This is a genomic window from Georgenia sp. G2120 (assembly GCF_055326485.1).
The window spans coordinates 1-11,543 of record NZ_JBUZNL010000016.1 but is presented as its reverse complement, the minus strand read 5'-3'; the positions used below and the strand labels follow the sequence as shown (position 1 = coordinate 11,543).

Annotated in this window: 10 protein-coding genes; 5 read left to right on the top strand and 5 right to left on the bottom strand. The window is 72.8% G+C overall.

Annotated features, from left to right (window positions below):
* Positions 1-185: 185 nt before the first annotated feature.
* The 5 genes from ACZLMO_RS14640 to ACZLMO_RS14620 form a co-directional block, all read right to left on the bottom strand.
* The gene (locus tag ACZLMO_RS14640; protein WP_425714957.1) at positions 186-665 is read right to left on the bottom strand and encodes a DUF4282 domain-containing protein; all 480 of its coding nucleotides are present in this window, start codon (positions 663-665) and stop codon (positions 186-188) included.
* A 114-nt stretch (positions 666-779) separates the two neighbouring features.
* On the bottom strand, positions 780-2,462 hold the full coding sequence (ettA, locus tag ACZLMO_RS14635; protein WP_463654145.1) for an energy-dependent translational throttle protein EttA: 1,683 nt from the start codon (positions 2,460-2,462) through the stop codon (positions 780-782).
* Positions 2,463-2,653: 191 nt separating this feature from the next.
* On the bottom strand, positions 2,654-3,175 hold the full coding sequence (locus tag ACZLMO_RS14630; protein WP_425714959.1) for a single-stranded DNA-binding protein: 522 nt from the start codon (positions 3,173-3,175) through the stop codon (positions 2,654-2,656).
* A 324-nt stretch (positions 3,176-3,499) separates the two neighbouring features.
* The gene (locus ACZLMO_RS14625; RefSeq protein ID WP_425714960.1) at positions 3,500-4,960 is read right to left on the bottom strand and encodes a GTPase; all 1,461 of its coding nucleotides are present in this window, start codon (positions 4,958-4,960) and stop codon (positions 3,500-3,502) included.
* The gene (locus ACZLMO_RS14620; RefSeq protein ID WP_463654144.1) at positions 4,957-6,594 is read right to left on the bottom strand and encodes a GTPase domain-containing protein; all 1,638 of its coding nucleotides are present in this window, start codon (positions 6,592-6,594) and stop codon (positions 4,957-4,959) included. The genes ACZLMO_RS14625 and ACZLMO_RS14620 overlap by 4 nt, the downstream gene beginning before the upstream one ends.
* 184 nt (positions 6,595-6,778) lie before the next feature.
* Here ACZLMO_RS14620 and ACZLMO_RS14615 point away from each other — a divergent pair, with 184 nt between their 5' ends.
* The 5 genes from ACZLMO_RS14615 to ACZLMO_RS14595 form a co-directional block, all read left to right on the top strand.
* The gene (locus tag ACZLMO_RS14615) at positions 6,779-7,759 is read left to right on the top strand and encodes an ABC transporter ATP-binding protein (RefSeq protein WP_425714963.1); all 981 of its coding nucleotides are present in this window, start codon (positions 6,779-6,781) and stop codon (positions 7,757-7,759) included.
* A gap of 19 nt (positions 7,760-7,778) precedes the next feature.
* A complete protein-coding gene (locus tag ACZLMO_RS14610; protein ID WP_463654143.1) occupies positions 7,779-8,927 on the top strand; it encodes an ABC transporter permease in 1,149 nt (382 codons plus the stop codon).
* On the top strand, positions 8,924-10,087 hold the full coding sequence (locus ACZLMO_RS14605; protein WP_425714965.1) for an ABC transporter permease: 1,164 nt from the start codon (positions 8,924-8,926) through the stop codon (positions 10,085-10,087). The genes ACZLMO_RS14610 and ACZLMO_RS14605 overlap by 4 nt, the downstream gene beginning before the upstream one ends.
* Positions 10,088-10,287: 200 nt before the next feature.
* Positions 10,288-11,145: an HAD family hydrolase gene (locus ACZLMO_RS14600; protein WP_463654142.1), complete on the top strand. Its 858-nt coding sequence runs from the start codon at positions 10,288-10,290 to the stop codon at positions 11,143-11,145.
* Positions 11,146-11,256: 111 nt separating this feature from the next.
* The coding region (locus ACZLMO_RS14595; protein WP_463653327.1) for a helix-turn-helix domain-containing protein at positions 11,257-11,543 on the top strand (287 nt) is incomplete at its 3' end.

The following is an 11,543-nucleotide window of genomic DNA, read 5'->3' as shown; positions in this document are numbered from 1 at the left end:
TCGTCCCCGGGGCGACGCGCTCACTCGTTGGGAGGACTTCCCCTCACTCGCCGGGCGGGCGGGCGAGCGAACGGACCACTGTCCAGCACGAACGAGCGCCGCCCGGTCTGTGACCGGGCGGCGCTCACTCGTCGTCGGAGCTGGTGCTCGCGTATGCGGCGGACGACTCGCGCCGCACGCTCGTCCTACCTGCGCTGACGCGAGACCGCCACGACGATCTCGATGAAGCCGCGCAGCACGGCGACCTTGAGGAGCACGACGGCGAGGCTGAGCACCCACTGCACCCACAGGCCGGCCGGGGCATCGCCGTAAGCGCTCGTCAGGGTGAAGATCTCACCGATCCACTCGACGGCGAGGATCGCCACGCCGATGTAGAAGATCGTCGAGGCGAATCGCGCGACGGCCGACTCGGTGAAGCTGCCGGAGAAGAGGGCGGAGAAGACGTTCCCCTGGCCCTGGGCCTGCGGCGCGTACTGCTGACCCGGCGCACCGTAGCCGGCGGGGGCCTGTCCCGGCTGCCCCTGGGCGTAGCCGCCCGTCTGGCCGTAGCCGGCCCCGGGGGCGGGCTGGCCGTAGCCCTGCGGCTGCTGTCCGTACCCGTGGTCGGGGCCGGGCTGCCCGCCGGGGCCGGGCGCCGATGCTGCCGAGGGGTTGTACTCAGTCACTGTCTCTCCTGGAGTCGTTGAGGATGGGCCGCGAGGGACCATATCGGACGCGCGACAGCACAAACGAACCGGCCGCGCCTGACGCGCGCGGCCGGTTCGTCGGTGGGACCGAGGTCAGTCGCGCGTGAGCTTGCGGTAGGTGACGGAGTGGGGGCGCGCGGCCTCCGGGCCGAGGCGCTGGACCTTGTTGGCCTCGTAGGACTCGAAGTTGCCCTCGAACCAGTACCAGCTGGCCGGGTTCTCCTCGGTGCCCTCCCACGCGAGGATGTGCGTGGCGACGCGGTCGAGGAACCACCGGTCGTGCGTGACGACGACCGCGCAGCCGGGGAACTCGAGCAGGGCGTTCTCCAGGGAGCCGAGGGTCTCGACGTCGAGGTCGTTGGTGGGCTCGTCGAGGAGCAGGAGGTTGCCGCCCTGCTTGAGCGTGAGCGCGAGGTTGAGGCGGTTGCGCTCACCGCCGGACAGCACGCCGGCCCGCTTCTGCTGGTCCGGCCCCTTGAAGCCGAACGCCGAGACGTACGCGCGCGAGGGCATCTCGACGTTGCCGACCTGGATGTAGTCCATCCCGTCCGAGACGACCTCCCAGAGGCTCTTGTCCGGGTCGATGCCGCCGCGCGACTGGTCGACGTAGCTGATCTTCACCGTCTCGCCGATCGTCAGGTCGCCGGAGTCCAGCGGCTCCAGGCCGACGATCGTCTTGAACAGCGTCGTCTTGCCGACACCGTTGGGGCCGATGACGCCGACGATGCCGTTGCGCGGGAGGCTGAAGGACAGTCCGTCGATGAGCACGCGGTCGTCGAAGCCCTTGTGCAGGTCGCGCGCCTCGATGACCACGCTGCCGAGCCGCGGGCCGGGCGGGATCTGGATCTCCTCGAAGTCGAGCTTCCTCGTGCGCTCGGCCTCGGCGGCCATCTCCTCGTAGCGGGCGAGTCGCGCCTTCGACTTGGCCTGCCGGCCCTTGGCGTTGGAGCGCACCCACTCGAGCTCGTCGGCCAGGCGCTTGGCCATCTTGGCGTCCTTCTTGCCCTGGACCTCGAGGCGCTGCTGCTTCTTCTCCAGGTACGTGGAGTAGTTGCCCTCGTACGGGTAGAGGCGGCCGCGGTCGACCTCGGCGATCCACTCGGCCACGTGGTCGAGGAAGTACCGGTCGTGCGTGACGGCGATGACGGCGCCGGGGTACTTCGACAGGTGCTGCTCGAGCCAGAGGACGGACTCGGCGTCGAGGTGGTTGGTGGGCTCGTCGAGGAGCAGGAGGTCGGGCTGCTCGAGCAGGAGCTTGCACAGCGCGACGCGGCGGCGCTCACCACCCGAGAGGTTGGTGACCGGCGAGTCCGGCGGCGGGCAGCGCAGCGCGTCCATGGCCTGCGCGAGCTGGGCGTCGATGTCCCACGCGTTGGCGGCGTCGATCTCGGTCTGGAGCTTGCCCATCTCCTCCATGAGCGCGTCGAAGTCGGCGTCCGGCTCGGCCATCTCGTTGCCGATCTCGTTGAACCGCTCGACCTTGCCCAGGATCTCGCCCACACCCTCCTGGACGTTGCCGAGGACGGTCTTCTCCTCGTTGAGCGGCGGCTCCTGCAGGAGGATGCCCACGGTGTGACCGGGGGTGAGGACGGCGTCGCCGTTCGACGGCTGGTCGAGGCCGGCCATGATCTTGAGGATCGTGGACTTCCCCGCGCCGTTCGGACCGACCATGCCGATCTTGGCGCCCGGGTAGAACGACATCGTCACGTCGTCGAGGATGACCTTGTCCCCGTGGGCCTTGCGGGCCCGGACCATGGAGTAGATGTACTCGGCCACGTAGCTCCCTCTCGATCAGGTGGTGGGGTGTGCCCGGCCCGTGCGGCCGCGGCGCTGTCCCCCAGCGTAGGCGAGGCGGGGGAACCGGGCCCAACCCGTCCTCGCATCCGACCCGGGAGGCGCCGACCTGTCGACGACGATCACCCCGGGCGTCCGACCACTCTCCCCGCGCGGCCGGACGCCCCGGGCGGTCAGAAGGCCGACTCGAGCTCGCGGTCGACCTCGAGGGGCTCGGACTCGATCCCGTGACCGGTCTCGACGCCGTCGGCCTCGTCGACCTCCGGCGCACCGGAGAGATCGCCGTCCGACGACGCCGGACCCTGCTGCTCGCCCTGGCCCGCCGTTCCGTTGTCGACCTTCGTGTAGGTGGTCAGCCCGCGGGACATCTCGAGAGCGACGGACTCGCCGTTGATGACGAGGTTGGTGCGCTCCCCGCCGTCCTTGCCGGTCCACGTCTCGGTGGCGAGGTTCCCGCGTACGAGCACGGGCGTCCCCTTCTTGACTGACGCCCCGATGTGGGGCGCCATCCGGCCGAAGTTCTTGACGTTGAACCACTGGGTGGGTCCGTCCACCCAGGTGTTGCTCACGGTGTCGAACTTGCGCGGGGTCGAACCGAGGCGGAACGACACCCAGGGCGTCCCGGACTCGGTGGTACGGAGGATGGCGTCGGCGGCGGCGTTGCCGCGCACCGTCACCTGGATCTCGTTGGACATGACGTGCTCCTTCGCTGCCGGCGCCGTGCCGACTCGCGCCCACCGTGGCGTGAGGGACCCACTCGATGTGCGGACCGTCGTCGGGGGCTGTGGACGAGGGTGCAGTCCGCGGACCTGTGGGGACGTCGTGGCGGGCGGGACGGCCCTGAGCCGCGCTCTCGACGAGGAGCGAGACCCCGAGCCGCGCTCTCGGCAGAAGGTCGAGGCGCTACCCCGCACTCTCGACCAGAAGGCGGGGCTCCCAACCGCAATCTCGGCGGGCACCAACCGCAATCTCGACGACGACGAACCGCAATCTCGACGACAGGTGAGTGATGGGGACCGTCAGGCGAGGGCCGTGCGGAGGGACTCGTGATCGGCGAGGACCGGCTCGGCGGGCTCGCGCAGGGCGGAGCGCCCCACGTCGCGCAGCCGGGAGTCGAGCTCGCGGGAGTAGCCGGTCGCGCGCTCGTCGGCCGCCGTGGCCCGCACCCTCGGCGCCGCGAGGAGCAGACCCGCCCCGACGCCGGCGAGCACCACGGCCCCGAGCACCCATGCGACCAGCGGCAGGGACGCAATCAGCCCGACGACCACCACGACGACCGCCAGCGCGAGCGCCACCGCGCCCCCGATCTGCAGCCCGCGGGCGCGGGGCACGTCGGTGGCGGGCAGCGGGACCTCCGCGACGGCGGCGTCCACCGCGCGGGCCAGGTCCGGCGCATCGGTGACGGCGTCGTCGAGCGACCTCGACCACCGCTCGGGCACGCCCGCGGTGACCTCGGCGAGCCAGTCGCCGCGCACGTCGGCCACGGCGAGCGGTCGGACCGGCTCGGGCCTCGCGGCCGCGCCGCCCGAACGGACGGCGGTGCGCACCGAGTCGGCGGCGGCCTCGGTCCCGACGGCGCGGGAGAGGTGGGCGCCCACGGCGTCGTCGGCGGGCGGGGTGATCTGCCGGTCGGCGACCTGGTCGGCGAGGCGCTCGGCGAGGCGGTCGATCCCGGCGTCGAGCGTGGCCGACGAAGTCGTGGGACGCACGAGCGCGCGGGCGAGGAACTCCCGCACGTCGGCGACCCCCTCCCCCGTCAGCGCGGAGGCGGTGAGGATCTCGACCCCGTCGAGGCCGTCGCGGCGCAGCACCTCCCGCACGTCCTCGACGACGACGTCGACGTCCTGCTCGCGCAGGTTGTCGATCTGGTTGACCACCACGAGCATGTGCTCCTCGCGGCCGCGCAGGTGCGTGAGGTAGTTGTCGTGGAGGACGTGGTCGGCGTACTTCTGCGGGTCGACGATCCAGACGAGGACGTCGACGAGCGGCAGCATCCGCTCGACGATCCGCTGGTTGGACTCCGAGCGGGAGTCGTGGTCCGGCAGGTCGAGGAGGACGAGGCCGTGCAGGAGCTCCTCGTCCGAGGCGTCGAGCAGCGACTCGCGCGTCACCCGGCGACCGGGCTCGACGAGGAGGAAGTCGAGCAGACGTGTCGCGTCCGGACCCCACACACAGGCCGTGGGCTCCTCGGTGGTCGGGCGCAGCGGCCCCACCTCGGCCACCTCGAGCGTGGCGATCTGGTTGAACATCGACGACTTGCCCGAGCCGGTCCCGCCGACGAGCGCGACGACCGCGTGGTCCACGCCGAGCTCGAGCCGGTCGAGCAGCTCCGCGCACCGCTCGCGCGCGGTGGCCGCGGCCTCGGCGTCCACCCGGTCGCCGGCACGGTCGAGCGCCTCGGTGAGGGCGCCGATGCGGGCACGCAGCCGCTCGGCGACGGGACGGTCGGAGGCGGCCGCGATCGGTGCGGTCTGGGTCACGTGAACTCCTTGAGCTCGCCCGCGCGGAGGCGGACGGCGGTGCCGGGGTCGACGGCGAGGTCCGCCAGGACGTCGGCGTAGGGGCGGGCGACGTCGCGGACGGCGCCCTGGGCCAGGTCGGTCAGGCTCTCGCGGGCGCCGGTCACGAGTCGCTCCCCGTCGGACGGGAACAGCCCCCGCAGCGCGGTGGCGGGGCCGGCGAGGCCCACGGCAGCGGCGCGCACGAGGCCGGCGACCCCGTCGGCCCCGAGCACGTCGCCCGCCGTCGTCCCGGACGCGACCGGGTCGACGGCCGCTGAGACCGAGGCCTGCCACGCCTCGACAGCGCGCTCGGCGAGCGCCTCGGGGCCGCGCGCGCGGCGGACCCGCTCGCCGGCGAGGATCTCGGCGGCACCCCCGGCCTCCCAGCGCGAGGTCATCGCCGAGTCGGCGGCGCGCACGTGCCGCAGGATCGTGTCGTGGACGGGGCCGTCGACCTGGGCGCCCACGCTGACGGCGGCGGCCCGGCGTTCCTCGTTGACCCGCGCGCGACCGGAGCGCAGCCGCTCGGGCCGGGTGGCGACCCGGGCGAGCGGACCGCCGGTCGAGGCGAGCGCGAGCCAGCGCGTGGTGGGCGATCCGTGCCCGAGCGACGGGTCGGTCACGGCCTCGCGGACGTCCGCCAGCGGTCCGGCGATCGCGTCGTCGACCAGCCCGGTCAGCTCCTCGGCGCGCCGCACCTGCGCGTCGGCGGCGTCGGCGATCGCGAGCAGGTCGGCGCGAAGGGCCGCCCACGTGGTCCGGGTCGTGTGCCGGCGCAGCATCGACCCCGCCCGGGAGCGCGCGACGAGGCCGAGCCACTGCCGCAGCTCGGAGACCCTCTCGGGCGGGAGCGGACCGTGGTTCGGTCCGACGTCGGGCACCACGAAGATCGGGGCGTCCGAGGCGCCGAGGGCCTGGAGCCTCCTGGTGAGGTCCTGCTCGACCTCGCGCCGGACCCGGTCGTTGGCCCGGTTGAGGACGACCGCGACCGTCACCCCGCGCGCCTGCGCGGCGGCGAGCGCCGACCACGGCAGCTCGTCGCCGTACCGCACGGGGGTGGTGACGAATACCCACAGGTCGGCGGCCTCGACGAGCCGCGCGGACAGCTGCCGGTTGCGCGCCTCGACCGAGTCGAGGTCCGGGGCGTCGAGCACGGCCACGCCCCGCGGGACCTGATCGGTCGGCGCGAGGCGGGCCAGCTCGAGAAGCGGGTTGTCCACGAGCGCGTCGGCGTCGTCGGGGTGCGCCGCGAGGATCGCGGTGCGCGTGGTGGGCCGGAGCACGCCGGCGAGGGAGATCTCGTCGCCCACGAGTGAGTTGAGCAGGGTCGACTTGCCGGCCCCCGAGGAGCCGCCCAGCACGACCACCGCCGGCGCCGAGTCCTCGCGCAGGCGCGGCAGGAGGCGGACCTCGAGCTCCGTGAGCACGCGTCGTCGCCGCCCGCGCGCCTCCTCGGCGCCCGGGATGTCGAGCGGGAGCCGCAGCTCGCGCAGGTCGCTCAGCGTGTCGGCGATGACGGCCACCCGGGGTAGACGGTCGGGGGTGTCGCCCGCCTGCGCGGACCGGCGGGCGACGTCGGGCGTCGCAGCGCGTCGGTTCTCGGGGGTGGGCACATGGGTCATTGTGGCCGCCCGCGCGGTGTCGGTGCATGTCCGCACCGCCCGGCGCGCCGCGACGTTCGTGACACGTGGCCCGTCGGTTCGTGACACGTGGCCCGTCGATGCATGACAAATGTCGGAGACCGGCGGACGTCGCGCTCCTACTGTCGTCAGCGTCCCACCAGCCAGGAGAGGCGCCATGACGCAGCAGGCCGAGCACGTCCCACCCACCCCCGTCCCCGACAGCGCCGTCCTCGTGGTCGACGAGGTCGTCCGCAGGTTCGGCGACCTCACCGCCGTCGGCGGCGTGAGCTTCCACATCGACAAGGGCGAGACCTTCGGTCTCCTCGGGCCGAACGGCGCCGGGAAGACGACGACGATCTCGATGGTCGCCGGGCTCATCCCCGCCGACTCCGGGACCGTGACGATCGCCGGCGAACGGGTCGGCCCGCACGCCGTCGAGCCGAAGCGTCACATCGGGCTCGTCCCCCAGGACCTCGCGATCTACCCCGAGCTCACAGCGCGCGAGAACCTCGTGTACTTCGGCCGCCTCCAGGGCATCGCCGGCTCCGAGCTCAAGGGCCGTGTCGACGAGGTGCTCGAGCTCATCGGCCTGACCGACCGCGCGAAGGACCAGACGAAGAACTACTCCGGCGGCATGCAGCGCCGCCTCAACATCGGCATCGGCCTGCTCCACCGCCCCGAGCTGCTCATCCTCGACGAGCCGACGGTCGGCGTGGACCCGCAGTCGCGCAACTCGATCCTCGAGTCGGTCGAGAAGCTCTCGGTCGAGGGCATGGCCGTGCTGTACACGACCCACTACATGGAGGAGGCCGAGCGGCTCTGCGACCGGATCGCGATCGTCGACGCCGGGCGGATCCAGGCGGAGGGCACGCGCGAGGAGCTCACGCGGATCGTGGGCGGGGTCGACCAGATCGTCCTGTCCGGCACCGGGGACACCGAGGCGGCGGCCGCCGCCCTGCGGGAGCTCGCCGCGGTCGAGAAGGTCGACGTCGAACGGCGCACCCTGCGCCTGACCGTCCGTGACGCGCCCGCCGTTGTCGCGGACGTCGTCACGCGGGCCACCGGCGCCGGGCTCACGCTCTCCGACGTCGAGATCTCGCGCCCCGACCTCGAGTCCGTCTTCCTCCACCTGACCGGGAAGGCGCTGAGGGACTGACATGCGGACCATCTGGACCATGACGCAGTCGGACCTGCGTCAACGCATACGAGACAAGTCGGTCATCATCTTCGCGATCGTCGTGCCGCTCGCCCTGATGACGGTCCTCAACCTCGTGGTCGGCGGGGCGCAGGACGACGAGCTCGACCCCGTCACGGTGGCCGCCTCGGTCCCCGACGGCGACGACTCCGCCGCCACCCTGATCGACGTCCTCGGCGGCATCGAGGGCTTCGACGTCACGGTCGAGGAGACCTCCGCCGAGGACGCACGCACGATGACCGAGGAGGGCGACGCCGCGCTCGGCGTCGTCGTGCCCGAGGGTTTCGGCGAGGGCCTGCGCGGAGGTGAGGCGCTCGACGTCTCCGTCATCGAGGGTGACGCCGCCGGGATCGAGGGCGACGTCGTGCTGTCGATCCTCCAGGGCACGCTCACCCGGATGCACGCCGCCTCGACGGCGGCCGGCGCCGGGTCCGCGCTCGGCATGGCGCCCGAGCAGATCGGGGCGCTCGCCGAACAGGTCGGCGCGGGCGACACCGCGCTCGCCCTCACGGCCGGCACGACGGCGGACGAGCAGCTCGACGCCTCCGCCACCCTCGTCGCGGGCCAGGCCGGGCTGTTCCTCCTGTTCACGGTCGGGTTCGGCGTGCTCGCGCTCGTCACCGAGCGGGAGCAGGGCACGCTCGCCCGGCTCCGGTCGATGCCGATGCCGACCTGGCACATCGGCGCCGCCAAGGCGCTGACGAGCTTCCTCCTCGGCGCGGTCGCCACGACCGTGCTCCTGGTCGCGGGCAGCCTGATGTTCGGGGTCGACTTCGGCAACCCGTTCGCGGTCGCCGTGCTCGTCCTGTGCGTGACCGCCGCCGGCACCGCCGTCATGCTCGTCATCGCCCGGGTCACGCGCTCGAGCGAGCAGGCGAACATCGCCCAGTCGATCGTCGCGCTCGTGCTCGGCATGGCGGGCGGCGCGTTCTTCCCGATGAGCGCCTCCGGGCTGCTCGGGCAGATCCTCGACCTCAACCCGATCGGCGCCTTCACGCGCGGACTCGGGATCACCTCCGGCGGCGGGGGGCTCGGCGAGATCGCCGTCCCGGTCGCCGTCCTGCTCGGATTCACACTCGTCATGGGCGCGGTGTCCCGCCTCGTCCCGGACAGGGGGACGTCGCTGTGAGAGCCATCCTGACGGTCGCCGGCACCGAGCTGCGCCGGTTCCTGCGGGACCGCTCCAACATCTTCTTCGTCTTCTTCTTCCCGCTCCTGCTCGTCCTCGTGCTCGGCTCCCAGTTCGGAGCAGCCGGCTCCCAGGGCAGCGTCACCGTGGCGGGACCCGACGGCGAGCTGCGCACCGAGCTCGTCACCGCCCTCGAGGAGCACGACCTCACGGTCTCCTCCGACGACGCCGATGCGACGCGGACGGCCGTCGCCCGCGGCCGGACCGACGTGGGGCTGTTCGTCCCCGAGGGCGCCGAGACCTCCTGGGCCGACGGCGAGCCCGTGACCGTCGAGGTCGTCTCCGGCTCGGGCGGGAACGCGTTCGCGATCGAGCAGCGCGTGTCGACCGCCGTCGAGTCCCTCTCCCTCGAGCGCGCGCAGGTCGACGCGCTCGTGTCGGCCGGCGCCGAGCAGGCCGACGCCGAGCAGGCGCTCGGCGAGACCCGCGAGGAGGTCGCGGCGCCGGAGCTCGTCGTCACCGACGTGAACGAGATCGCCCAGGAGTTCTCGGGTCTCGGCCAGTTCGACCTCGGCGGCGTCTCCCAGCTGCTCCTGTTCGTCTTCCTCATCTCGCTCGCCGCCTCCGGGACGCTCATCCAGGCCCGCCGCAACGGGGTCATCGGGCGGTCGCTGGCCGCGCCGGTACGCACGAGCCAGATGATGGGCGGGCTCACCCTCGGGCGGTGGGTGATCGCGATGTTCCAAGGCCTCTACATCATGGCCGCCACCGCGATCCTCTTCGGCGTGGACTGGGGCAACCTCGCCCTGTCCGCCCTCGTGCTCGCCGTGTTCGCCGCGGTGGCCGCGGGCGTGGCGATGCTGCTCGGCTCGGTGCTCGACAACGAGGGCGCCGCGTCCGGGGTGGGCGTGGGGCTCGGCCTCGTGCTCGCCGGCATCGGCGGCGGCATGGCCCCGCTCGAGGTGTTCCCCGAGACGATGCGGCAGGTCGCCCACGTCACCCCGCACGCCTGGGCCTACGACGCGTTCGCCGAGATCCAGCGGCACGACGGCGGGCTCGTCGACATCCTGCCGATGCTCGGGGTGCTCGCCGGGATGGCGGCCCTCGCCGTGCTGCTCGGCTCGTGGGCCATGCGCCGGAGCCTCGCGCGGTCGTTGTGACGCGGTCGTCGTGACGCGGGCGCTGTGAGGTGGGCGCTGTGAGGTGGGCGCTGTGAGGTGGGCGCTGTGAGGTGGGCGATCCGCTGATCGAACCGTTCGGGTGGCGTGCGGCACTTCCGGAGGTCCGGAAGCGTCGGACGCCACCCGATCGGCGTCCGAGGGCGGACGACGTCGGCCCGAAAGGCTGGGAGACTGGGGGCGTGCTCGAACAGTCCTCCCTCGCCCCGGCCCTCGACCTCCCGACCGCCGAGGAGGCGCGGGACCTGCGCCTCGTGGCGCTCGACATGGACGGCACGCTGGTCCGCTCCGACAAGACGGTGAACGACGAGTTCCGGCCGGTCGCCGAGGAGCTGATCGGGCGCGGCATCGTGCTCGTCGCCGCGAGCGGGCGGCAGCGCGGCGCGATCATGGAGACCATGGCGCCCGTCGGCGACCGGATCACCGTGCTCTCGGAGAACGGTGCCGTCGCCTGGCAGGGCGAGGAGGTGCTGCGCGCCGAGACCGTCGACCGCGAGACGACCGTGCGCGTCGCCACCGCCGTCCGCGCGCTGGCCGCCCAGGGGCGGGACACGGGGCTCGTGGCCGGCGCGCCGTCTCGGGCGTACGTCGAGCGCAGCGACGCGACGTTCCTCGCGCACGTGCGCCACTTCTACCCGGTCGTCGAGGTCGTCGACGACCTCACCGACCTTCCCGAGGACGTCGTCAAGCTCGCCACCTGGGACGCGGAGCCGATCGTCGAGGCGGTCGTCCCGGCGCTTCAGGCGCTCGAGCTCGACGCCGCGATCGTGCGCTCCCACGAGTACTGGGCCGACGTCATGCGCGCCGGCGCCTCGAAGGGGGCCGCGCTCACGCGCCTGCGCGAGTCGCTCGGGATCCCCCGCGAGGCGAGTGCCGCGTTCGGCGACCACTTCAACGACCTCGCGATGCTGCAGTCGGTCGGGATGCCGTTCGCCGTGGCCAACGCCGAGCCCGAGATCCGCTCCGCCGCCCGGTTCGTCGCCCCGTCCAACGACGAGGACGGCGTCATGCACGTCCTGCGCGCCCTCCTCGCCGCCTGAGCTTCTTTCGTCGAGACTGCGGTTGGTGCCCGTCGAGATTGCGGTTCGTGCCCGTCGAGATTGGGCGGTTTCAATCGGTTGTTGCAACGTGCGCCTTGGGAGGGTGTACGGATGGCTGGGAAGAGATTGACACTTGAGGAGCGGGCGAAGATCGAGGCGCTGTTCGGTCAGCGATTGACGTTCCCGCAGATCGCTGAGCGGATCGGTCGTCACCGGACCACGGTGTGGCGCGAGGTCACTCGCAATAACTCCTACCGGGGCGCTCACCTGGACACACCCGGGACGCGTTCCCCGGCGGGACGCCGGCAGGCCAATCCCGCCGGTCGTGGTGGCGCCTACCGGTGGGCGTACTCGTGCCGGAACGCGCAGCGCAGGGCCGACAAGCGGGCCCGCAGGCC

Bases quoted from the DNA above. Each gene is read 5' to 3' on its own strand.
- ACZLMO_RS14615 (WP_425714963.1), top strand. From the start codon at position 6,779: ATGACGCAGCAGGCCGAGCACGTCCCACCCACCCCCGTCCCCGACAGC.
- ACZLMO_RS14610 (WP_463654143.1), top strand. From the start codon at position 7,779: ATGACGCAGTCGGACCTGCGTCAACGCATACGAGACAAGTCGGTCATC.
- ACZLMO_RS14630 (WP_425714959.1), bottom strand. From the start codon at position 3,175: ATGTCCAACGAGATCCAGGTGACGGTGCGCGGCAACGCCGCCGCCGAC.